This is a genomic window from Sphingobium sp. TomTYG74, from assembly GCF_055393875.1.
Genome location: NZ_AP027341.1, coordinates 2394891 through 2416142, shown reverse-complemented (window position 1 = coordinate 2416142; position 21252 = coordinate 2394891). Strand labels below are relative to the sequence as shown.

Genomic DNA, 21252 nt, shown 5'->3' with positions numbered 1-21252 from the left:
TTACATTCGCAGCATTACCTTAGAAAATCCCGAGGAATTTCTTCTTCTGCTTCTTTTCTTCCCTGGCGTTGGCCTTGCCGGACTCTTCCTTTGAAGTTGTGCCTCGGCCTACGTCATCTCGGGGCTTCCCACCTTTCGTCCTCTGCGCAGTGGCGGTCGCACCTGCCAAGACGGGGCCGCACGCTGCGCTCTTAGCGTCACCCACATCGACAAAGGCCAGCACGGCAGCGAGTGGGCTCGCCGCGATCCCCAGCGCCGCCGCCGCGCCGCCGCGCGCGATCAGTTCAGGACTGATGACGTCGATGCCGGGCTTCGCGAAATAGCCCGTGATGCCGACCGGCGATTGGCCGGAAAACAGGCTGAACTTCTTGCCATCAGCGCGGAAGGCGAGATCGAGGCTCTCGTTACGGAAGGAAAAGCCGCCCCGTCCAAGCATGACGTTCTTCTTGGTATCGATGATGATCGGGTCCGCCGCCGCGATGCCGTTGCGAACGGTGAAGGCGATGAGCCCGCAATTGATCTGGACAGGTTCCTTCAGCTTCTTTTCGAACATCTTCGTGATGAAGGTGCCTACGTCCAGTTCGGCAAGCTGAACATTGCGTGCCCACATAGTGCCCGCAGGCAGGATGACCGCGATCCTGCCATTGGCGGTACTAAGCGAATCATGCACTGTGTTGCCCGAACCTGTCATTTGCGCCCGCGCCTTGATGATGCCGGTGGTGCCCGATTCCTCAACACCCCAACGGCCAAGGAGCTTGCCCATGGGGGTCGGCGACAGGCGCACATCGTAGTCCGTACGCACCGGCTGAGCCCTCGCGTTTATCTCTATGTCCGAACTGACATGCCCGCCGGACATGTCGAAGGTGAGCGGCGACAGCGTCAGCAGGCTACGCTCCAGCGCAAGGGTAAGGCCGATATTGGAAATGGGCACATTGGGCGCCCTGACCTGACGCACATCATAGCGGACATTGGCGTCGAAGTTACGCAGCGCCTCTACCCTGAGCGGTGCGTCGGGCAAGACGCGCGGCCTGCCGCCGACATTCTCGATCGCGCCACTGGCGCCCTGCGCTTCCAGCTTGTGGGGATTGTAGCCAATGAAGGGACCCACATCGACAATATCGAGGGTGCGGGTATTCAGGTCCGCCTTCAGGCGCAGGCGATTGTCGGGCAGCGACACCGTCATGCGCCCGGAAAGGTCGCTGTCTCCGAACCGGCCCTTGAGATGGGTGAAGCGCCATTCTCCACCCTGCTTGGTAAGCGCGGAGGTGAAGCGGTAGGTGCGGGTTTCGGGGATGGCGACGCCCAGAAAGTCGAACAGCAGGGCAAGATTGGGACCGCGCGTCAGCAGCCGCAGGTCCGCTCCCTCAATCTCGGTCGCGCCGGGCAAGGTGCCGCTAACCTCCAAGATTGTCGGGCCGGACTGTGCGTGGAGCGCAAGACTGTTCTTGCCGCCGGTGACGGTTTCGTTGGGCGAAAGCAATCCGCCGCGCAGAGTGAAGGGACGGCCCCGCATCGTGCCATCGCCGGAGAAGCGGATGTCACTCGCGAAGCGCGTGTCCTGCGCCTTCACCGTTTCGAAGCTTATGTCGGTGGAAAGCTGCATCCGGGGGTCGCGATAGCGCAAAGTCGTTCCGGCAAGTAGCGCGCGGCGGACGAGCGGCAGATTGAGCGGCTCGCCCTTCTTATTCGGGTCACCAAAGGTCCATGTATTGCTCTTGCCATCCCTAGACCATTCCAGGTCAGCGGCGGCGTTGCGAAGCTCGAGCCAACGGACGCGATATTGGTCGCCGAAGATCAGGCTGAACGGCGCGATCCGCGTGTCGATAAGGTCGGAATGGAAGAAATGCGGCCGACTCGCCCACGGCGTGTTGGCGATCGTCATTCCCTCGGCGCGAAACTTGATCGTGATGGGCGCGAAATAGAGCTGGAAGTCACCGGCGACCTTGACTGGGCGCTCCAGCCGACTGGTGAGGAAGCGCTCGAACGGATGTTTGAGGAAACGGCCCTTCGTGACAAACAGGATCAGCCACAGCAGGAAGATCAGGCCGACGATATAGGCGATCATACGCAGCGGCAGGGGAACATTGCGCCATTTCTGACGCGCGGAGGACCAATAATGGCCGACGCCTCCTGCCCCGCTATCGGGAGCAGGAGCCGATTTCGCCGGTGTGCCCGGCCGCAGGGGATCGGCGTCGGCCATGGCGCAAGAACGCCCTTCCCCTGCTTTGGGTCCGAATCACCTTGCTTTCCGGCGGCTGGCCGATTATGCGCGCCCCTTCGCGATATTTGGAAGGACCGCCCGGCTAACTAGGGCTGCCGTGGCTGTCCGTAATCGTCGCGCTGAAAAAGGAGACGAAAATGCCCAAGCTCAAGACCAAGAGCGGTGTGAAGAAGCGCTTCAAGTTCACCGCTTCCGGCAAGGTCAAGCACGGCGTCGCTGGCAAGCGTCACCGCCTGATCAGCCACAACGCAAAGTATATCCGCCAGAATCGCGGCACGTCCGTGCTGTCGGATTCCGATGTCGCTCACGTGCGCCTCTGGGCGCCCTACGGCCTGAAGTAAGGAGTAGAGGCACATGGCACGCGTAAAACGTGGTACGACCACCAAGGCGAAGCATAAGAGGATTTTGGATCAGGCGAAGGGCTATTATGGCCGTCGCAAGAACACGATCCGCATCGCTCGCCAGGCCGTCGAAAAGGCCGGCCAGTACGCTTATCGCGACCGCAAGGTCAAGAAGCGCACCTTCCGCGGCCTGTGGATCCAGCGCATCAACGCTGGCGTCCGCGCCGAGGGCCTGACCTATTCGCAGTTCATGCACGGCCTGAAGCTGGCTGGCGTCGATCTGGACCGCAAGGTTCTGGCCGACATCGCAATGCACGAAGGCGAGGCGTTTAGCGCCATCATCGCCCAGGCGAAGGCTGCGCTGCCCGCAGCTTAAGCTTAGAACGGTCGCAAGATCGTCCAAGGGGCGCCGGGGCAGATGCTTCCGGCGCCCTTTTTCGTTTTGCACCTGCCGTTGGCCCTGAGTAACCATTAAGCTTGTCGGAATGGCGTATCGAGGGGCCAATCCTTAAATGCATGCCTCGACTTCGCTCAGCCCCTACTCAGCGGGAGTGGTATGGAGGTTGTCCCGGCAGCGCATTACCGGGGTGCCGTCTCTCTCTTCGTCATTCCCGCGAAAGCGGGAACCCATCTCCCGAGGCATCCATGAAGCCTGAGACCAACCCCACTGTTTATCTTCTAGCAAGCCGAAAGAACGGCACCTTGTACATCGGTGTGACCTCCGACCTTACAAAGCGCATCTATCAGCATCGAAACGGCTTGATCGAGAGCTTCACGAGCGACTACGGCGTCAAGCGCCTTGTCTGGTTCGAACCGCATGACGCGATGGAGAGCGCAATCCAGCGCGAAAAGCGGATCAAGAAATGGAACAGGCAGTGGAAAATCGAGCTGATCGAAGCTGGAAATCCTGACTGGGACGATCTGGCGCTGGGTTTCGGCTTTGAGCCATTGCCCTCTCTGCGCTGCGACTGATCGAGAGGTCAGGAGATGGGTTCCCGCCTTCGCGGGAATGACGAGATAGTGAGATTGTGATGAGTGAGATTGCCAATCTGAAAGCCGGCCTGGTCGCCGACATCAATGCCGCCGACACGCTCGACGCGCTGGAGGCCTTGCGTGTGGGGGCCATGGGCAAGAATGGCGTGGTGACGGGGCTGCTCAAGACATTGGGGTCGATGAGCCCTGAGGATCGGCTGGAGAAGGGACCGCCGATCCAGGATCTGCGGGAAAGCGTCACCTCTGCACTGGCCGAGCGCAAGGCGGCGCTGGAGCAAGCGGCACTGGATGCGAAACTTGCAGCGGAAAAGATCGACATGACCTTGCCCGCTGATCTCGGCGCGCAGGGGTCGGTGCATCCGGTGAGCCAGGTCATGGACGAACTGGCGGAGATTTTCGCGGACCTTGGCTTCTCCGTCGCAACAGGGCCGGAGATCGAGGACGACTGGCATAATTTCACCGCGCTTAACATTCCCGAGACGCACCCGGCGCGAGCGATGCACGACACTTTCTACTTTCCCGATGCGGAGGGGAAGAAAATGCTGCTGCGCACCCACACATCGCCGGTGCAGATCCGCACGATGATGAACGGCGAGCCCCCGATCCGCATCATCGCGCCGGGCCGCGTCTACCGGTCGGACAGCGATGCGACGCATACGCCGATGTTCCACCAGATCGAGGGGCTGGTGATCGACAAGGGGATCACCCTTGGTCATCTCAAATGGACGTTGGAAACCTTCCTCAAGGCTTTCTTCGAGCGTGACGATATCGTTCTGCGCCTGCGGCCGAGTTATTTCCCCTTTACCGAGCCTTCGGTTGAGGTGGACGTCGGCTATACTCTCACCAACGGCCAGCGGGTGATCGGCGGCGACGGCGATGCGCCGGGCGGCGGGTGGCTGGAAGTGCTGGGCAGCGGCATGGTCAACCGGCGAGTGATCGAAGCCTGCGGACTGGACCCGGATGAATGGCAGGGCTTTGCCTTCGGCACCGGCGTCGACCGGCTTGCCATGCTGAAATATGGGATGAACGACTTGCGCGCTTTCTTCGACGGCGATCTGCGCTGGCTGAAACATTATGGCTTCTCGGCGCTGGACGTGCCGACGCTGAGCGGAGGAGTGGGCGCATGAAGTTCACGCTGAGCTGGCTCAAGACGCATCTCAATACCGATGCCGACCTGCCGACGATCCTCAAAACGCTCAATGATATCGGCCTTGAAGTCGAGGGTGTCGAGAATCCGGCGGAAAAGCTCGCGCCCTTCCGCATCGCCAAGGTGCTGACGGCGGAGCCTCACCCGCAGGCGGACAAGTTGCAGGTGCTGACGGTGGATGCGGGCGATGGGGCGTTGCAGGTCGTGTGCGGTGCGCCTAACGCTCGGGCGGGACTGGTCGGCGTGTTCGGGACCGAGGGCGCGGTGGTGCCGGTCAACGGCATGGTGCTCAAGAAGACTGCCATTCGCGGGGTCGAATCCAACGGCATGATGTGTTCGTTCCGGGAACTGGAACTGGGCGAAGATCATGAAGGAATCATCGAATTAAACGCGGATTCTCCGGTGGGTGAGGTCTATGCCCGATGGGCGGGGCTGGATGACCCGGTGATTGATGTGAGTATAACACCTAATCGTCAGGACTGCATGGGCGTGCGGGGGATTGCGCGCGATCTGGCGGCGGCGGGATTGGGGACGCTCAATCCCATCATCGTGCCCACGGTCGAGGGTGTTGGGCCGGGGCCGGACGTGCGGATCGAGGATCAGGATGGCTGCCCGGCCTTCTTCGCGCGCACGGTCAGGGGCGTCACCAATGGCGCGTCGCCCGAATGGATGGCGCGACGGTTGAAGGCGATCGGGCAGAAGCCGATCAGCACGCTGGTCGATATCACCAACTATCTGATGATCGACCTTGGTCGGCCGTTGCATGTCTATGACATGGCCAAGCTGAAAGGTCCGCTGACTGCCCGCCTGGGCAAGGCTGGCGAAGAGGTGCTGGCGCTCAATGGCAAGACCTACACGGTTGATGAGACGATGACGGTCATCGCCGACGATGCGGCGGTACACGATATCGGCGGCATCATGGGCGGCGAACATTCGGGTGCCAGCGAGGCAACGACCGACGTGCTGATCGAATGCGCCTATTTCACGCCCGAACGCGTCGCGGTTACAGGACAGAGACTGGGCCTGACCAGCGACGCGCGGGGACGGTTCGAGCGCGGGGTGGACCCGGCATTTCTGGATGACGGATTGTCGATCGCGGCCGATCTGGTGATGAAGCTGTGCGGCGGCAGCGCCAGCGAGGCGACGCGCACCGGCATGCCGCCCGTGGCAAACAAGATCATCCGCTATGAACCGTCGCAATGCCTGACGCTGGCGGGTGTTTATGTGGACGATGCCGAGCAGAGGCGCGTTCTGGAAAGTCTGGGCTTTGGCGTCGAGGAACATGAGTCCAGGTTCGACTATGAGGACGGCACGCCAGTAACGACGCCCGCTCACTGGTCCGTCAGCGTGCCTAGCTGGCGGCGCGATGTCGATGGCTGGCCCGATCTGGTCGAGGAAGTCGTGCGCATCGTGGGACTGGATCAGGTCCCTTCCACCCCCCTGCCCCGCATGCCCGGCGTCGCCAAGCCAACGGCAACGAGCGAGCAGCTGATGGAGCGGCGGGTTCGGCGGACGGCAGCGGCCCGGGGCTTGGCCGAGGCGATCAACTGGTCCTTCATCTCGGAAAAGGAAGCGGCGTCGGTCGGCGGTGGCGACTGGACGCTGGCGAATCCTATTTCCGAGGATCTGAAGGTCATGCGCCCTTCGCTGCTGCCCGGCCTGCTGTCAGCCACGCGGCGGAACATGGACCGGAGCGCGACTTCGGTGCGCCTGTTCGAGGTGGGCCGTCGCTATTTCAGTGACAAGGAACGGGCCACGGCCGGTTTCGTGCTGGCGGGCGAGAAAGTCGCGCGCGGATGGCAGACGGGCAAGGCACAGGCATTTTCCGCCTTTGACGCGAAGGCCGAAGTCATCGCCCTGCTGGCCGCCGCCGGAGCGCCGGTGGCGAACCTGCAATGCTTTGGCGAGGCATCGGGCGCCTACCATCCGGGTCAGTCGGGGACATTGCGCCTTGGCCCCAAGGTGGTGCTGGCCGAATTTGGCGTGCTGCATCCTTCGCTGGCTAAGCAATTCGGCATCAGCGGCACGGTAGTCGCGGGCGAGATTTTCCTCGATGCGATCCCGGCCAAGCGGAAGAGCGGCTTCATGCGCGCACCCTACGCGCCGCCCGCCTTGCAGGCAGTGAAGCGTGATTTTGCCTTCGTCGTTGACGAGGCGATCGAGGCGGACGCGCTGGTGCGCGCGGTCAAGGGCGCGGACAAGAAGAGCATCGTGGATGCGCGCCTGTTCGACGTCTTTGTCGGGCCGGGCGTGGATGAGGGCAGCAAGAGCCTGGCGATCGAGGTGACGTTACAGCCGGGCGAGAAGAGCTTCTCGCAGGAGGAGCTGGACGCCATCAGCGCCAATGTCGTGAAGGCGGCGGAAAAGCTGGGCGCGACGTTGCGGGGGTGAGAGAAACCTCGCCATTCACATTGGGGTCTGGCTGACTGATCCGGAGGGTGAGTAGCGAGGCTGGCTTTACTCCATTGAAGAGAAGAGAAGGACTTCGACAAGCTCAGTCCGAACGGAAATAGTGGGCTGGACCGACAAGATCGAAGGGTGAGGGCTGATGGACGAGCTTGTAACGATCGCGTCGGACGGGCTGACCGCCGCCATCAACCCACTGGGCGCGGAGCTTTGGTCGCTCAAGGACTCTGCCGGGCGCGAACTCATGACCGATGCCGATCCGCGCTGGTGGACGGGGCATGCGCCGTTGCTGTTTCCTTTTGTCGGGCGGTCGCGCAACGATGTGTATCGGTTGAACGGGCATAATTATCCGATGCCGCAGCACGGCTTTGCCCGCCACATGGCGTTCGCGCTGATGGAGCATCTGCCTGAATCGGTGATCTTCCGGCTGGAGGCGGACGCGGCGACGCGGGCAGTCTACCCGTTCGATTTCCGGCTGGACATGCAGTTCGCTGTCGCGGGCGGCACGTTGATGATGACGGCGACGGTCATGAACCGGGGCGAAGCCGATATGCCCTTTTCCTTCGGCTATCATCCGGCCTTTGCCTGGCCGCTGCCCTTTGGCGGTTCGTCGGACGATCATCGGATAGAGTTTGAAAAGGCGGAAACGGCACCGCTGCGCAAGGTGGGGAATGAGCCGGGCCTGATCGCGCGGGAAAACGTGGCATCTCCGGTGAAGGGCAAGGTCCTGCATCCCACCCATGCGATGTTCGAGGGCGATGCGCTGATCTGGGATGCGTTGGAGAGCGACAGCCTATGTTGGGGCGTGCCGGGGCAGACGCGGCTGAAGATCGACTTTCCCGATACGCCATGGCTGGGACTGTGGCAGAAGCCGGGGGCGCGTTATTTGTGCGTGGAGCCTTGGGCGGGGATGGCGGATCTCGTGGGCTTTGACGGCGACGTTTGGGACAAGCAGGGTATCATGCGCCTGCTGCCGGGCGATGAGCGGCGGTTCCGCATGGACGTGACGGTCGTGGACGTGTAACGGCGGCTTCCATGATTCCGTTCGGGCTGAGCCTGTCGAAGCCTCTTCCCTGGAAGGAAGTAAAGCCCTTCGACAAGCTCAGGGCGAACGGTTGTTTTTGTACCGAGCCCCCGACAACATCATGACCATCCCATCCCGCCGTACATTCGCGATCATTTCCCACCCTGACGCGGGTAAGACCACGCTGACCGAAAAGCTGCTGCTGGAAGGTGGCGCGATCCATCTGGCCGGTGAGGTAAAGGCGCGCGGGGCCAATCGGCGCGCGCGGTCGGACTGGATGAAGATCGAGCAGCAGCGCGGCATTTCCGTGACCAGCTCGGTCATGACGTTCGAACGCGACGGCATTACCTTCAACCTGCTGGATACGCCGGGGCACGAGGATTTCTCCGAAGATACCTATCGCACGCTGACGGCGGTGGATTCGGCGGTCATGGTGATCGATGCGGCCAAGGGTATCGAGCCGCAGACGCGCAAACTGTTCGAGGTTTGCCGGTTGCGCAACGTGCCGATCATTACCTTCGTCAACAAGGTGGACCGCGAGGGGCGCGACACCTTCGCCCTGTTGGACGAGGTGGCGGACGCGCTGGCGCTGGACGTGTGCCCGATGAGCTGGCCGGTCGGCATGGGTGGCGAGTTTGAGGGGATTTACGATTTCGCCAAGAACCGGCTGCGGCAGCCGAGCGGCCCCAGCAAGGAGTTTGAGGGCAAGCAAGTGTTTGTCGAGGGCATCGATGATGATGCGCTGGCCGAGCATATTTCCGCGCGGGGCCTCGAAAAGCTGCGCGAGGAAGCGGAGCTGGCGGTCGGTGGCTATGCCGATTTCGATCTGGCGGCCTATCGCCATGGCGATCTGACGCCGGTCTATTTCGGGTCCGCGCTCAAGCTGTTCGGCGTCACCGAGCTGATCGACGCTTTAGCCGCCCATGCGCCGCCGCCGCGTGCGCAGCCGGCCGAGCCTGCGCCGGTGGAGCCGGAGAATAGCGAAGTCACCGGCTTCATCTTCAAGGTGCAGGCCAATATGGACCCGCAGCATCGCGACCGGATCGCCTTCATGCGGCTCTGTTCGGGCAAGTTCCGGCGCGGCATGAAGCTGACGCCGAGCGGGTCGGGCAAGCCGATCGCGGTGCATTCGCCGATCCTGTTCTTTGCGCAGGATCGCGAGATTGCGGATGAGGCTTTTCCCGGCGACATTATCGGCATTCCCAACCATGGGACGTTGCGGGTCGGCGATACGCTGAGCGAGAAGGCGGGGGTGCGTTTTACGGGGCTGCCGAACTTTGCACCGGAAATATTGCGGCGCGTGGCGCTGAAAGATCCGACCAAGACGAAGCAGTTGAGGAAGGCGCTGGACGATCTGTCCGAAGAGGGCGTGATCCAGGTTTTCTATCCCGAGATCGGCAGCAACTGGGTCGTCGGCGTGGTCGGGCAGTTGCAGCTGGACGTGCTGATTTCGCGGTTGGAGGCGGAGTATAAGGTGGCGGCGGGGCTGGAGCCCTCCCCCTTCGATACGGCGCGCTGGATTTCCGGCGATGATGCGGCGGTCAAGGACTTGGCATCGTTCAACGTGGCGAACATGGCGAAGGATCGCGACGGCAACCTTGTCTTCATGGCGAAGAGCGCGTGGGATGTGGGATATCAGCAGGAGCGGCATCCCAAGGTGAAGTTCAGCGCGACCAAGGAACGCTGAAGTTTTGGCGGGCGCGGGATGAGCGCCATCCTCTACAGTTTCCGGCGCTGCCCCTATGCCATGCGGGCGCGGATGGCGCTGATCATCAGCGGGCAGCGGGTGGAGCTGCGCGAGATCGTTTTGCGCGACAAGCCTGCTTCTATGCTGGCGCTTTCACCCAAGGGCACGGTGCCGGTGCTGGCGTTGCCCGGCGAAGAGGTGATCGAGGAGAGCCTGGAGATCATGCGCTGGGCGCTTTGCCTGCACGATCCGGAAGGGTGGCTTGAGGGGGATGATGCGGCGCTGATCGCTGCCAATGACGGGCCGTTCAAGCACCATCTCGACCGTTACAAATATGCGACGCGCCATGGGTCGGACCCGCTGGAACATCGCGCCGCTGGGATGGCGTGGTTGGGCGAATTGGAGGCGCGGCTGGAGAGCAGTGCTTTCCTGTGTGGCGAGCGCAGGATGCTGGCCGACATCGCGATCTTTCCTTTTGTCCGGCAGTTTGCGGCGGCTGATCAGGCGTGGTTTGACGCACAGCCCGTGCCGCGCGTGCAGGCATGGTTGCGCGCTTTGATCGGGTCGGAATTGTTTGACCGCGCCATGGTGCGCAGAGCCGCATGGCAGCCGGGCGACGCGGCGGTCTTTCTTTAGCGGCGCAGGAGGAAGACAGCGTGCTCGGCGAACAGGTTGGCGTTCGCGTGGGTGGTTTCCTTGTCCCCTTTGAGGAACCATTGGCCATCGATCGTCCAGCCGCGATCCTTCACCAGCGCGCGGAAATCATCGACGGTGACATGGTGGATGTTGAGCGTGTCGTACCAGGTATCGGGCAGCAGCCGCGTCACTGGCATGCGCCCGCCCCACATCAGCGACAGCCGCCCGCGCCAATGGGCGAAGTTGGGGAAGGACACGAAGGCTTGGCGGCCAATGCGCAGCAGTTCCTCTACGACCAGATCGGGACGGCGCGTGGTCTGGAGCGTCTGGCTAAGGATCGCATAGTCGAAGCTGGCGTCGGGATAATAGGCAAGGTCCGTGTCGGCGTCGCCCTGCACCACCGACAGGCCCCGGCCGACGGCCGCGGCGACATTGCCCGCGTCCAGTTCCAGCCCGCGCGCATCAACCTGTTTCGTGTCGCGCAGCGCGGCCATGAGCGCGCCGTCGCCGCAACCGACGTCCAGCACGCGCGCGCCGGGGGTTACTGTGCGGGCGATCAGGGCGAGGTCCGGCCGAAGCGTCTCGCTCACGCGCGGCCGCCCTTGAGGAAGCCATCGACGACGCGATTTAGTTCCGGGCATTCGAGCAGGAACGCGTCGTGGCCGAAGGGGCTCGACAGTTCCACGAAGCTGGCGTGTGCGCCGCTGGCATTCAGAGCGTGGACGATGATGCGGGACTCCGCCGTGGGGTAGAGCCAGTCGGTGTCGAAGCTCACCAGACAGAAGCGTGCCTTGGACGCGGTGAAGGCGGTGGCGAGGCTGCCGCCATGATCCTCCGCAATGTCATAATAATCCATCGCGCGGGTGATGTAGAGGTAGGAGTTGGCGTCGAACCGCTCGACAAAGCTCAGGCCCTGATGGCGCAGATAGCTTTCGACCTGGAAGTCGGCGTCGAAGCCGAAGGTCTTGGCATCGCGCCCTTGCAGGCGGCGGCCGAATTTCTCGGTCAGGCCCGCTTCGGACAGATAGGTGATGTGCGCGGCCATGCGGGCGACGGCTAGGCCAGCGCCGGGCACCTTCCCGTCAACATAGTAGTCGCCACCGCGCCAGTTGGGATCGGCCATGATTGCTTGGCGGCCGACTTCGTGGAACGCGATATTCTGTGCGCTGTGGCGAGCGGTCGAGGCAATGACGATGCAGCTTTCGACGCGCTCGGGGAAGATGGTGGGCCAGCTGAGCGCCTGCATACCGCCCATCGAACCGCCGATAACGGTTTGAAGTCGCTCGACCCCGAGATGGTCCAGTAGCATAGCCTGCGCACGCACCATGTCCGCGATGGTGATCACAGGGAAGCGCATCGCGTAGGGTGCACCAGTCGCCGGATCGAGAGCAGCAGGGCCGCTCGATCCCATGCAGCTACCCAAAACATTAGCGCAGATGATGAAATGGCGATTCGGGTCAATTGGCAGACCCTCCCCTACCAAGCGCCACCACCAGCCGGGCCTGCCCGTCACAGGGTGCTCAGACGCTACATATTGATCCATCGTCAGCGCGTGGCAGATGAGGATGACGTTGGACTTGTCCGCATTCATCCGCCCATAGGTTTCATAGGCGATGTCGACCGGCGCGAGCGCGGCGCCGCTGTCCAGCCGCAGGGGGCCGGACAGGCGGACCTGGCGGCGGAGGCCGAAACGGCTGTCGTCGGTGAAGGAGGCGCTGGCCATGGTCAAAGCGGGCTAGGACCGTGGAGGGATGCTGTCAATCGGTGGGGAATGGTCTAGGACGGGGGCATGAGCCAGACCCGCATGCCGATCGTCGCTTATGGTCCTTTGTCGCCCTATCTGGAGGAGCGGTTGAAAGCGCGGTTCCTGGTGCATGCATTGACGGCGGATGCCGACCCCGACACATTGCCCGAGGCAGTGCGGGAAGCGCGCGCGCTGGTGTCGTTCGGCGCGACCGGGGCATCCGCGGCGATGATGGATGCGCTGCCCCGGCTGGAGATGATCGGGCTGTTTTCGGTAGGCTATGACAAGGTGGACGTCGCGCATGCGCGGGCGAAGGGCATCAAGGTCAGCAACACGCCCGATGTGCTGACCGACGATGTCGCCGATCTGGCCGTGGGACTACTCTATGCGACGGTGCGCAACATCGCCGCCAATGATCGGATGGTGCGGTCGGGCAGATGGGCGCGCGGCGAAACGGTGCACCTCAGCAGGAGCGTCACGGGCCGGCGGATCGGGATATTGGGGCTGGGAAGGATCGGCCAGGCGATCGCGCGGCGGGTGGAGCCGGTGGCAAGCGAGATTATCTATCATAACCGCAGGCCTGTGCCGGGCGCGCCCTATCGCTATGTGGCCGACCGCATCGCCTTCGCGCGGGAAAGCGAGGTGATGATCGTTGCGACATCGGGCGGGCCGGAAGCAAGCGGGCTGGTCGATGCCGCGATGCTGGACGCGCTGGGACCGCAGGGCGTGCTGATCAACATCAGCCGGGGGAGCGTGGTCGATGAGGACGCGCTGGTGGCGGCGCTTGTGCAAGGACGGATTGGTGGCGCCGGGCTGGATGTGTTCGCACAGGAACCGCACGTGCCCGAAACATTGTTCGCCATGGATAATGTGGTGCTGCAACCGCATCAGGGGAGCGCCACGGTGAACACCCGCAAGGCTATGGCGGACCTGGTGCTCGCCAATCTGGACGCGTGGGCAGCGGGCGAACCTCTGATCACGCCGGTCGTATAGCAGCGCTTTGCCTTTGGTGCGGATGACGCTAAAGCCCGGCCATGACGAAACCTGCTCCCAAGGAATGGATTCTGGGCATTTCGCCCTATGTGCCTGGCAAGGCGGCGGCGGATGACGGGCGCCCGCTGATCAAGCTGAGCGCGAATGAAAACCCGCTGGGCACCGGCGAAGCGGCGCGGGCGGCGCTGGTCGCGGCGACGGCTGACCTTGCGACCTATCCCGATCCCGGCGCGGCGAAGATGCGCGAGGCGATTGCGGCGGTGTATGGGCTTGATCCCGCTCGGGTGATCTATGGCACCGGGTCGGACGAGCTGCTGCACATCGCGGCGAGCGCCTATGCCGGGCCGGGGGACGAGATACTTTACGTCCATTACGGCTTTTCGGTTTACGACATCGCCGCGCGGCGGGTCGGCGCGACCCCGGTGATCGCGCCGGATAAGGATTATGCGACCGATGTGGACGCGCTGCTCGCCTGCGTGACGGAAAAGACCAAGGTCGTTTTCCTGGCCAATCCCAACAATCCCACGGGAACCATGACGCCGCGCGAGGAGATTGCGCGGCTGCACAAGGCGCTGCGGCCCGATATCCTGTTAGTGCTGGATCAGGCCTATGCCGAATATCTTGATGCAGATGAGGATGATGGCGGACTGGAGCTGGCGAAGAATGCGGCCAATGTGTTGGTGACCCGCACCTTCTCCAAAATCTATGGCCTTGCGGCCGAGCGGATCGGCTGGGGCTATGCCAGCGCGGAGATTATCGATGCGCTGCATCGCATTCGCGCGCCGTTCAATGTCACCACAGCAGGACAGGCGGCGGCGATTGCGGCCGTGAAGGATCAGGCGTGGGTGGACGCCAGCCGGACGCATAACCGCCAATGGCGCGAATGGCTGGCGGATGAGATCGCTTCGCTATCCAACCATGGGCTGCGGGCGGTGCCGAGCAAGGCCAATTTCCTGCTGATCCTGTTCAATGGCAAGCTGACCGCCGAGGCGGCGATGAAGGGGCTGTGGGACGAAGGTTTCGCGACGCGCTGGCTGCCCGGACAGGGGCTGCCCAATGGGCTGCGCATCACCATCGGCACGGAGGATCAGGTGCGCGCGGTCGCGACGAAGCTGCGCGCGATGGCGGAGGCCGCCTGAGCCATGCTGCCTTTTTCCCGCGTCACCATCATCGGCCTTGGCCTGATCGGATCGTCCCTCGCGCGGGCGATCCGCGAATATATGCCGACGGTTCGGGTGACGGGGCATGATGCCGATCCAAATGTGCGGCAGATCGCGCGGGCGATCGACCTGTGCGACGATGTGACCGACACGGCGGGCGCGAGCGTGACCGACGCCGATCTGGTCGTGCTGTGCGTGCCGGTGCGGGCCATGGGCGCGGCGGCGACGGAGATTGCCGCCGAGTTGCCCGCCGATGCGATCGTGAGCGATGTGGGGTCATGCAAGGCCGATGTGCTGGCGCAGCTGAACGCGGCCCTGCCCGGACGCGTCATCATTCCCGCACATCCGGTCGCCGGGACCGAGAATAGTGGGCCTGAGGCGGGTTTCGCCAGCCTGTTCCAGGGGCGCTGGTGCATTATCACGCCGCCTGCCGGAGCCGATCCGGCGGCGGTCGAGCGCATTTCCGAACTTTGGCATCGCGTCGGCGCGGACGTCGAGACGATGGACCCGCAGCATCATGACCTGGTGCTGGCGGTGACCAGCCATCTGCCGCACTTGATCGCCTATACGATCGTCGGCACGGCGAGCGATCTGGAAGATGTGACCCAGTCCGAGGTCATCAAATATTCCGCAGGCGGTTTTCGCGACTTCACCCGCATCGCGGCATCCGATCCCACCATGTGGCGCGACGTGTTCCTGGCGAACAAGGATGCGGTGCTGGAGATGCTGCAACGTTTTTCCGAGGATCTGTCGGCTTTGCAGCGGGCGATACGGTGGAATGACGGGGACACATTGTTCAATCTGTTCACCAAGACGCGGGCCATCCGGCGGTCGATCATCGAACAGGGGCAGGATGATCCCAAGCCCGACTTTGGGCGGAGCCACTAGGACTTAGCGCCTTTCAGTTGGGATCACTCGATCCCGTTTGGGCTGAGTTCAGCGCGTTGATCGCGGCATGGACGCGAGCTTCCGCCTCGCGGCGATCGAGGCCCGCCGGAATGATATCGCCCACCTTGTAGGTAATCGTGCCCGCGCGCTTCATGAATTTGCCGCGCGGCGACAAGAGACCGCTGTCAATCGCGATCGGAACGACTGGCAGGCGAAGGAGGGAATAGAGGCCCGCGAAGCCCGCACGCAGCGGGGGCGTCTCGCCATGAGGGACGCGCGTGCCTTCTGGAAAGAGGCAGACGGCGCGGCCCTGATCGGTTGCGGCGCGGGCGGCGGCTCGCAGGGTTCGCAGGGCACTGGCTCCAGCGGTGCGCTCAACCGGAATAAGGCCGTACAGCCGACCGATACGGCCCCACAAAGGAATGTCGAGCAGTTCGCGCTTGGCAGCGATGACCGGGCGATCGAAGATGCAGAGCAGGTCGATCGTTTCAAACATCGACTCATGCTTGACGATATAGAGATAGCTGCCGTGCGGCAGGTCGCCTTCGATCCGCACCTTTTGCCCGAGAATCCAGCGCGCGCAAAAGCGGTGAAAGCGGCCCCATGCCGTTGCCACGACCGGAACCCCTGTAGGCCATGGCCATGCCACAGCCAGAGCGGCGAGAACCAGCAGCAATGAGCCGCTGTAGAATATCAGCATGAAGACGAGCGAGCGCAGGACGGTGATCATAAGGCCGTTCTTCAAATCCCGACGAGCGCGGCGGCGCGGCGGAGGAGATATTTATTATATTCCCGCATCAGCATTCTCAGGCTGGGTCTGCTGGGCACAGCATCATAGACGATCGTCAGATTGCCCGGCACCGCCTGCCGCAGTTCAAGCGCGGCGCGGCGCATGTGCCAGTCCGTCGTGATGAGGCGGACGGTGCGGAAATCCCGGCGCTCCAGCCAATGCGCGGTTTCGATGGCGTTGGAGCGCGTGTCGATCGCTTCGCGGCCCAAAGTGATGCAGCAGGAAAACAGCCGTTCGGGCCTTTCATATTGCGCCGCCAGTTCCGCCGGACGGACGGAGCGATCGACGCCCGAAATCAGCATCCGCTTTGCCGCGCCCTCTTCAAGCAGGGCAAGGCCGCGATCGATCCGGCCAGCGCCGCCCGTCAGCACGACGATGGCGTCGGTCGCGCGGCCATCGAGCGGCTGGGGCAGGAAGATCGCGAACCAGGCGAAACCCAATATCCAGGCGAGCAAGGTCACCGCAAAGAGGCGGACGATCATAGGAGCCGCCCCAGGGATCGCAGCACGGTCCATCGCGCGGCCAGCGTCGAGAGCAGGACGCCGCCTATGGGTAGGGTGGCAAGGATCAGCCAACTGCTCCACGGCAGGCTGATCGCCGCCAGCAGATCGGACCCTGTCGCCGCGAGCCGGGTGCCCAGCAGGATGATGACCAGCAAGGCGGTGACAAAGCCCAGCAGGCCGCCGAACAGCGCGTCGAGGCCGATGCGCCGCTGAAAGAGCCGGGCGATCTGCACATCGGTGGCGCCCATCAGGTGGAGCACGTCGATCGTGCCGCGATGGCTGTCATGCGCGGCGCGCGCGGCAAGCACGACGATGGCGGCGGTGGCGAGCGCCATCAGCAAAACGATGCCAGCGGCGAGGCCACCTAGCGCGGCAAGCAGGCTGCCGAGCGGCTGGAGGAAGGCGGCGTGGGGTTCGACGCGAATATTCGGGGACAGGGTAGCGAGGACGCGGCCTAACCGCTGTACCTTGGCTGCCGTCGCGCCGGGGGTTAGTTCGACGTCGATCAGCGCCGGGATGGGCAGGTCGCCGCTTGCCGCATCCTGGCCGAGCCAGGGACGAATCTGGTCAGCGAGGGTCGCGGGATCGACCGGATGGACAGCGCGAACGTCAGCAGATTTGCGCAGCAGGCGGGCTGCGGCGCCGCTCAGTGCCTCACGACGGTCGGCATTGGCCTCGACAATCTGGACCGTGGCACGTCCAGCAAGGTCGGCGCCGACCGACTGCACCGCTGCCGCAAGGCCAAGGCCAGAGGCGGCGGCAAGGACGGTCAGGAACATCATGATCGCGATCACCCAGGGCATGGGTCCGGCGACGCGGCCTTCAGGTAATAGCCGGTGGCGAGCGGCGGCGGCGGCGCGGCGGTCTGCTCCGGTCATGACGCCGCCATGCCCTGCGGCCGGGGAGGGTAGCGCAGTGACCCGGTGGGATCGGACAGGCGGCCCTTGTCCAGCCGCATCATCTGCGCGCCCTCTACCTGGCCGATCAACGGCAGGTCGTGGGTCGCGACGACGATGGTGGTGCCGAGGCGATTGAGCGCTTCGAACAGGGTGAGCAGGCGGCGGGCCATATCGGCATCGACGTTGCCGGTGGGTTCGTCCGCGACGAGGATTTCGGGCCGGGCGATGACGGCGCGGGCGATGGCGACGCGTTGCTGCTCGCCGCCCGATAGGGTCGCCGGGCGCGCCTGCCCCCGGTCGCCGAGGCCCACCCAGTTGAGCATTTCGGAGACCGAAGCGTCGATCTCGCTTTCCTCCATGCCTGCGACCCGCAGCGGCAGGGCGATATTATCGTAGGCGGACAGATGCGCGACCAGCCGGAAGTCCTGGAAAACGACGCCGATGCGGCGGCGAAAGCCTGGCAGGCGCTTGCGGGGGAGTGTCACCACATCCTCCCCAAACAAGCGGATGACGCCGCGACTGGGGCGCTGGGCGAGGTAGAGGAGCTTCAGCAGCGACGTCTTGCCCGCGCCCGACGCCCCGGTCAGGAAATAGAAGCCGCCGCCATGCAGCGAGAAGCTGACGTCGGACAGCGTCTCACTGTCCAGACCATAGCGCAGGCCGACATTTTCGAACTGGACGATCGCCGACATGCTTCGATGAATGCGCCTGCGCGCTCCCTGCTTCCCCTTGGGTACAGCCATGGCACAGCGGGCGGCCACGCGTAAAGCGCCAAGCGCCTTCATCCGCCGAGTCGCGGCATCTTGCACCCGCCCATTCAATGCCGCTTGCCCTCGAGTCCAAGCCATGGCTATGAAGCGTCATGATCCTGGTGTGTCCCAATTGCGCCACGCGCTATATTGTGCCGGACAGCGCCGTCGGCCCCGATGGCCGCCAGGTTCGCTGCGCCTCCTGCAAACATAGCTGGTTCCAGGAAGGCGCGGCTCTGCCGGTCAGGGAAAAGGCCGTCGAGATGGCGGAAGCGCCCGTCGCCGCCGAAGCGCGTCCTGCCCCCACTCCGCCGCCTGCTGCCTCTGCTCCGCCTCCTCCTGCTGCGCCCGTCGAGGTGCCGGTTGAGCCTGCTCGGGCAGTAGAGACGGTAGCTGCGCCGATACCCGAGCCAGTGGCCGTCGCGCCGAGCATGTCGGCAGCGCAGACCGATAACAGCGTCGATGACATTTACGGTCGGCACCGTGAAGAGTCAGCGGAAAGCTATGCCGCGCCGGTCAGGCCGCGTCGCAATCGCCTGAAGCTGTGGACCTATGCGGCGGTGCTTTTCTGCCTGGCCGTTGGTGGTGTGGGTGGCGCGCTCTGGTATTTCGGTACGCCTAGCTGGGCGGTCAATCTGGGTTTTGTTTCCGAAGAGGGCGACCCAGACCTGCTATTCTACCTGTCCAAGCCCGCCGAGCGGCGCAAGCTGCCGACCGGGGAGGAATATTTCGCCTTTGGCGCGCGGATCGTGAACAGCGGCAAGCAGACTTTGCCCGTGCCGCCGGTGCTGGTGCAACTACGTGATCAGCAGAACCGGCTGGTGTTCAGCTGGACGACCAAGGCGGATCGCACCAGCCTGAAACCGGGCGAGGAAGCATCGATCAATGAAAGCCGGATCGACATTCCGAAGAACGCCGAGAATTTGTCGCTGACCTTCGTTCAGTGAGCCTATCAGGCGCGGCCGACATCGACGTATTTTGATTGTCGCGCAGAGCTGGCATCATGCAGATTAGCTTTGCGTCCTCTGCGGGCTCTGCGCGAATACTGAATTCTCGCGGAAGCGTGGAGATGCTGTGCGAGGTGCGAGCGCCCCGCCCGCTCCGTTCGCCATGAGCCTGTCGAAGCCCCTTCCTTTTCAAGAAAGTAAAGCCCTTCGACAAGCTCAGGGCGAACGGTCATTGTGGAGCGGATGCTTCACGGATAGCTCACCGTCTTGGGTCGCCCCTTCGGGATCGGGATGAATTCCTGATCGTCGCCGGGGATGAGCGGGAAGCGCATTGCCTCCCAATCCTCGCGTGCCTGATAGAGGCGATCTGTCGAAGAGGAGACGAAGTTCCACCAGACATGGCGCGGCGTTTTGAACGCCTCGCCCCCACAATACATCACCCGGCCGCCATCGACGCTCATCAACGTGGCGCGGGTGCCGGGACGCAACACGTAGAGCGTCTGGGGCAGCAGGGCGACGCCATCGAGCGCCGCGTCTCCGCCAGCGACATAGATGGCGCGCTCGTCCGCGTCGGTGTCGATCGGTACGGTCCCGCCGGGTGATAGTTGAATGTCGGCATAGATGGTGTCGGCATAAGTGGTGACCGGGGACGTCGCGCCCCACAGGCTACCCATGATGACGCGCGCGCTGGCCCGGCCGCAGTCGATGACGGGCAAGCCGCCTTCGCTGACATGTTCGAAGGCCGGCGCCATTTCCTCGATACCGTCCGGCAGGGCAAGCCATGTCTGAATGGCCGAGATTTTCGACTCGCGCGCGCGGTCGCTGTCTGGGGAGCGTTCGGAATGGACGATGCCGCTGCCTGCGGTCATCAGGTTGACCGCCCCCGGCTCGATCAGTTGCTCCGTGCCCAAGGAGTCCCGATGCAGGAAGGCGCCCTCGAACATATAGGTGACCGTCGAGAGATTGATGTGCGGGTGCGGGCGCACGTCGATCCCCTGTCCCGCGCCGATCTTCGCGGGGCCGGCCTGATCGAAGAAGATGAAGGGGCCGACCATCGTTCGGCCCGGCGCGGGCAGTGAACGATGGACGCGGAAGTCGCCCAGATCATGGGTGGTCGGGTTGATGGTCTGGATGACGAGGTCGTCTAACGTCATGAGCTTTCCCCTGATCAGGCTTCGCCGGGCGCGCGGGCCTTGATCGCCAGCGCGTGAACCTTGTCGCGCAGCAGATCGGCAAGCGCGGCGTTGACCAGCCGCTGGCGGGCCAGGCGGTTTTTCGCCGCGAACTCGGCCGAGACGATCTCCACCGTGAAATGGCTTTCGCCCGATCCGTCATGTCCCGCATGACCGCGATGCTTCTCGCTATCATCGATCACGGCAAGACGCTCTGGCGACAGGGCGGCGCGCAGCCGCTGTTCGATTTCCGTGGCCACCGGGCCTTTCAGTTGGGTGCTCATCGCCCCTATATAGGCCCTTTGTTCCATCATGCATCAGGGCAATCTTGTCTACCGACCCCTACTCGACCCGCCGTTTCAACCGCTTCCATGGCCGCGTGGAAAGTGACCGCCCCTGCGCGGTCGATGGGTGCGCCGAGCCCGGAGAGTTTCGCGCGCCGCCGCTGGAGGGCGCGTCACCCAATCAGGAAGGCCCGCGCTGGCGCTGGCTGTGCCTTGATCATGTGCGCGAATTCAATCAGGGCTATAATTTCTTCACCGGCATGAGCCCCGACGAAATTGCCGCTGCCCAACGACCTTTTGCAGGGTGGGAGCGGGAGACGCGCGCCTTTTCTTCCAACGCCGCGAGCCCGCCGCCCAAATGGTCGGACTTTCAGGACCCGCTTGATGCGATCGGCGCCAAGTTCAAGGAGCGGGTGGCAAAGGCACGGGCCGACGCGCAGATGCGGGAGGACGGCAAGTTCCTGTCCAAGGAGGACCGCAAGGCGCTGTCTGTCATGGGCCTGTCCATCGACGCGGATCGCAAGGCGCTGCGGCTACGTTATACTGAGCTGCTGCGGCGCTATCACCCCGACCATAATGGCGGCGACCGCAGTCACGAAAGCGCATTGCAGGGCGTGATCGAGGCCTATGGACTGCTGCGCAAGGCGGCTGCCTTCGCCTGAATGGCG

At 63.7% G+C, this 21252-nt stretch carries 22 protein-coding genes; 13 read left to right on the top strand and 9 right to left on the bottom strand.

The features are described 5' to 3' along the window. Positions 1–19: 19 nt before the first annotated feature. Positions 20–2200, bottom strand: coding sequence for an AsmA family protein (locus tag ACZ5TB_RS12200; RefSeq protein WP_464791424.1), 2181 nt, complete (start codon positions 2198–2200; stop codon positions 20–22). Positions 2201–2358: 158 nt separating this feature from the next. Between ACZ5TB_RS12200 and rpmI the strand changes: the two genes are divergently transcribed. The 8 genes from rpmI to ACZ5TB_RS12160 all read left to right on the top strand — a co-directional run bounded on the left by rpmI (position 2359) and on the right by ACZ5TB_RS12160 (position 10455). Continuing rightward, positions 2359–2562: a 50S ribosomal protein L35 gene (rpmI, locus tag ACZ5TB_RS12195; RefSeq protein ID WP_183955972.1), complete on the top strand. Its 204-nt coding sequence runs from the start codon at positions 2359–2361 to the stop codon at positions 2560–2562. A gap of 13 nt (positions 2563–2575) precedes the next feature. Beyond that, entirely contained in the window at positions 2576–2938 is a 363-nt protein-coding gene (gene rplT, locus ACZ5TB_RS12190; RefSeq protein ID WP_022682430.1) for a 50S ribosomal protein L20, read from the top strand. A gap of 269 nt (positions 2939–3207) precedes the next feature. Continuing rightward, positions 3208–3534 (top strand): GIY-YIG nuclease family protein, encoded by a 327-nt coding sequence (locus ACZ5TB_RS12185; protein ID WP_464778409.1) that lies wholly within the window; start codon positions 3208–3210, stop codon positions 3532–3534. A 59-nt stretch (positions 3535–3593) separates the two neighbouring features. Next, positions 3594–4682, top strand: a complete 1089-nt coding sequence (pheS, locus tag ACZ5TB_RS12180; protein WP_464791423.1) for a phenylalanine--tRNA ligase subunit alpha — start codon at positions 3594–3596, stop codon at positions 4680–4682. Further along, entirely contained in the window at positions 4679–7093 is a 2415-nt protein-coding gene (pheT, locus tag ACZ5TB_RS12175) for a phenylalanine--tRNA ligase subunit beta (protein WP_464791422.1), read from the top strand. The genes pheS and pheT overlap by 4 nt, the downstream gene beginning before the upstream one ends. A gap of 157 nt (positions 7094–7250) precedes the next feature. Then, positions 7251–8132, top strand: a complete 882-nt coding sequence (locus ACZ5TB_RS12170; protein WP_464791421.1) for an aldose 1-epimerase family protein — start codon at positions 7251–7253, stop codon at positions 8130–8132. Between the two features lie 121 nt (positions 8133–8253). Then, the gene (locus ACZ5TB_RS12165) at positions 8254–9819 is read left to right on the top strand and encodes a peptide chain release factor 3 (protein ID WP_464791420.1); all 1566 of its coding nucleotides are present in this window, start codon (positions 8254–8256) and stop codon (positions 9817–9819) included. An 18-nt stretch (positions 9820–9837) separates the two neighbouring features. Further along, entirely contained in the window at positions 9838–10455 is a 618-nt protein-coding gene (locus ACZ5TB_RS12160; RefSeq protein ID WP_464791419.1) for a glutathione S-transferase, read from the top strand. Here the strand turns inward: ACZ5TB_RS12160 and metW are convergent. Further along, positions 10452–11045 carry a methionine biosynthesis protein MetW gene (gene metW / locus ACZ5TB_RS12155; protein ID WP_196224833.1) on the bottom strand — a complete coding sequence of 198 codons (594 nt, stop codon included), beginning with the start codon at positions 11043–11045 and terminating at the stop codon, positions 10452–10454. The two genes, ACZ5TB_RS12160 and metW, sit on opposite strands and share 4 nt — an antisense overlap. Next, positions 11042–12178, bottom strand: a complete 1137-nt coding sequence (gene metX, locus ACZ5TB_RS12150) for a homoserine O-acetyltransferase MetX (RefSeq protein WP_464792552.1) — start codon at positions 12176–12178, stop codon at positions 11042–11044. Before metX ends, metW begins: the two co-directional genes overlap by 4 nt. Before the next feature lie 66 nt (positions 12179–12244). On the opposite strand from metX, the gene ACZ5TB_RS12145 reads away from it, so the two are divergent. The 3 genes from ACZ5TB_RS12145 to ACZ5TB_RS12135 are packed head-to-tail and all read left to right on the top strand — an operon-like array spanning position 12245 to position 15240. Next, positions 12245–13192, top strand: a complete 948-nt coding sequence (locus ACZ5TB_RS12145) for a 2-hydroxyacid dehydrogenase (RefSeq protein ID WP_464791418.1) — start codon at positions 12245–12247, stop codon at positions 13190–13192. A gap of 41 nt (positions 13193–13233) precedes the next feature. Then, positions 13234–14331, top strand: coding sequence for a histidinol-phosphate transaminase (gene hisC / locus ACZ5TB_RS12140; protein WP_464791417.1), 1098 nt, complete (start codon positions 13234–13236; stop codon positions 14329–14331). Between the two features lie 3 nt (positions 14332–14334). Then, the gene (locus ACZ5TB_RS12135; protein ID WP_464791416.1) at positions 14335–15240 is read left to right on the top strand and encodes a prephenate/arogenate dehydrogenase family protein; all 906 of its coding nucleotides are present in this window, start codon (positions 14335–14337) and stop codon (positions 15238–15240) included. Positions 15241–15253: 13 nt separating this feature from the next. On the opposite strand, the gene ACZ5TB_RS12130 is transcribed toward ACZ5TB_RS12135, so the two are convergent. From ACZ5TB_RS12130 to ftsE, 4 genes are read right to left on the bottom strand one after another with little or no spacing between them, the layout of a single operon-like run. After that, a complete protein-coding gene (locus tag ACZ5TB_RS12130; protein ID WP_464792551.1) occupies positions 15254–15970 on the bottom strand; it encodes a lysophospholipid acyltransferase family protein in 717 nt (238 codons plus the stop codon). Positions 15971–15981: 11 nt separating this feature from the next. Continuing rightward, positions 15982–16512, bottom strand: coding sequence for a YdcF family protein (locus tag ACZ5TB_RS12125; protein WP_196224839.1), 531 nt, complete (start codon positions 16510–16512; stop codon positions 15982–15984). Next, positions 16509–17411, bottom strand: a complete 903-nt coding sequence (locus ACZ5TB_RS12120; protein WP_464771509.1) for a cell division protein FtsX — start codon at positions 17409–17411, stop codon at positions 16509–16511. The genes ACZ5TB_RS12125 and ACZ5TB_RS12120 overlap by 4 nt, the downstream gene beginning before the upstream one ends. Further along, a complete protein-coding gene (gene ftsE / locus ACZ5TB_RS12115; RefSeq protein ID WP_464792550.1) occupies positions 17408–18124 on the bottom strand; it encodes a cell division ATP-binding protein FtsE in 717 nt (238 codons plus the stop codon). The genes ACZ5TB_RS12120 and ftsE overlap by 4 nt, the downstream gene beginning before the upstream one ends. A 170-nt stretch (positions 18125–18294) precedes the next feature. Between ftsE and ACZ5TB_RS12110 the strand changes: the two genes are divergently transcribed. Then, positions 18295–19128 carry an MJ0042-type zinc finger domain-containing protein gene (locus tag ACZ5TB_RS12110; protein ID WP_464791415.1) on the top strand — a complete coding sequence of 278 codons (834 nt, stop codon included), beginning with the start codon at positions 18295–18297 and terminating at the stop codon, positions 19126–19128. A gap of 248 nt (positions 19129–19376) precedes the next feature. On the opposite strand, the gene ACZ5TB_RS12105 is transcribed toward ACZ5TB_RS12110, so the two are convergent. Together ACZ5TB_RS12105 and ACZ5TB_RS12100 are read right to left on the bottom strand one after the other, a co-directional pair. After that, positions 19377–20282 carry a pirin family protein gene (locus ACZ5TB_RS12105; protein ID WP_464791414.1) on the bottom strand — a complete coding sequence of 302 codons (906 nt, stop codon included), beginning with the start codon at positions 20280–20282 and terminating at the stop codon, positions 19377–19379. Between the two features lie 14 nt (positions 20283–20296). Continuing rightward, complete coding sequence (locus ACZ5TB_RS12100; protein ID WP_464792549.1) at positions 20297–20584, bottom strand: BolA family protein; 288 nt, start codon at positions 20582–20584, stop codon at positions 20297–20299. 44 nt (positions 20585–20628) lie between these two features. Here ACZ5TB_RS12100 and ACZ5TB_RS12095 point away from each other — a divergent pair, with 44 nt between their 5' ends. Next, positions 20629–21246, top strand: a complete 618-nt coding sequence (locus tag ACZ5TB_RS12095) for a DnaJ domain-containing protein (RefSeq protein WP_464791413.1) — start codon at positions 20629–20631, stop codon at positions 21244–21246. The last annotated feature ends 6 nt before the right edge of the window (positions 21247–21252 follow it).

Bases quoted from the DNA above. Each gene is read 5' to 3' on its own strand.
- ACZ5TB_RS12200 (WP_464791424.1), bottom strand. From the start codon at position 2,200: ATGGCCGACGCCGATCCCCTGCGGCCGGGCACACCGGCGAAATCGGCT.
- rpmI (WP_183955972.1), top strand. From the start codon at position 2,359: ATGCCCAAGCTCAAGACCAAGAGCGGTGTGAAGAAGCGCTTCAAGTTC.
- rplT (WP_022682430.1), top strand. From the start codon at position 2,576: ATGGCACGCGTAAAACGTGGTACGACCACCAAGGCGAAGCATAAGAGG.
- ACZ5TB_RS12185 (WP_464778409.1), top strand. From the start codon at position 3,208: ATGAAGCCTGAGACCAACCCCACTGTTTATCTTCTAGCAAGCCGAAAG.
- pheS (WP_464791423.1), top strand. From the start codon at position 3,594: ATGAGTGAGATTGCCAATCTGAAAGCCGGCCTGGTCGCCGACATCAAT.
- pheT (WP_464791422.1), top strand. From the start codon at position 4,679: ATGAAGTTCACGCTGAGCTGGCTCAAGACGCATCTCAATACCGATGCC.
- ACZ5TB_RS12170 (WP_464791421.1), top strand. From the start codon at position 7,251: ATGGACGAGCTTGTAACGATCGCGTCGGACGGGCTGACCGCCGCCATC.
- ACZ5TB_RS12165 (WP_464791420.1), top strand. From the start codon at position 8,254: ATGACCATCCCATCCCGCCGTACATTCGCGATCATTTCCCACCCTGAC.
- ACZ5TB_RS12160 (WP_464791419.1), top strand. From the start codon at position 9,838: ATGAGCGCCATCCTCTACAGTTTCCGGCGCTGCCCCTATGCCATGCGG.
- metX (WP_464792552.1), bottom strand. From the start codon at position 12,178: ATGGCCAGCGCCTCCTTCACCGACGACAGCCGTTTCGGCCTCCGCCGC.
- ACZ5TB_RS12145 (WP_464791418.1), top strand. From the start codon at position 12,245: ATGAGCCAGACCCGCATGCCGATCGTCGCTTATGGTCCTTTGTCGCCC.
- hisC (WP_464791417.1), top strand. From the start codon at position 13,234: ATGACGAAACCTGCTCCCAAGGAATGGATTCTGGGCATTTCGCCCTAT.
- ACZ5TB_RS12135 (WP_464791416.1), top strand. From the start codon at position 14,335: ATGCTGCCTTTTTCCCGCGTCACCATCATCGGCCTTGGCCTGATCGGA.
- ACZ5TB_RS12130 (WP_464792551.1), bottom strand. From the start codon at position 15,970: ATGATCACCGTCCTGCGCTCGCTCGTCTTCATGCTGATATTCTACAGC.
- ACZ5TB_RS12125 (WP_196224839.1), bottom strand. From the start codon at position 16,512: ATGATCGTCCGCCTCTTTGCGGTGACCTTGCTCGCCTGGATATTGGGT.
- ACZ5TB_RS12120 (WP_464771509.1), bottom strand. From the start codon at position 17,411: ATGACCGGAGCAGACCGCCGCGCCGCCGCCGCCGCTCGCCACCGGCTA.
- ftsE (WP_464792550.1), bottom strand. From the start codon at position 18,124: ATGTCGGCGATCGTCCAGTTCGAAAATGTCGGCCTGCGCTATGGTCTG.
- ACZ5TB_RS12110 (WP_464791415.1), top strand. From the start codon at position 18,295: ATGATCCTGGTGTGTCCCAATTGCGCCACGCGCTATATTGTGCCGGAC.
- ACZ5TB_RS12105 (WP_464791414.1), bottom strand. From the start codon at position 20,282: ATGACGTTAGACGACCTCGTCATCCAGACCATCAACCCGACCACCCAT.
- ACZ5TB_RS12100 (WP_464792549.1), bottom strand. From the start codon at position 20,584: ATGAGCACCCAACTGAAAGGCCCGGTGGCCACGGAAATCGAACAGCGG.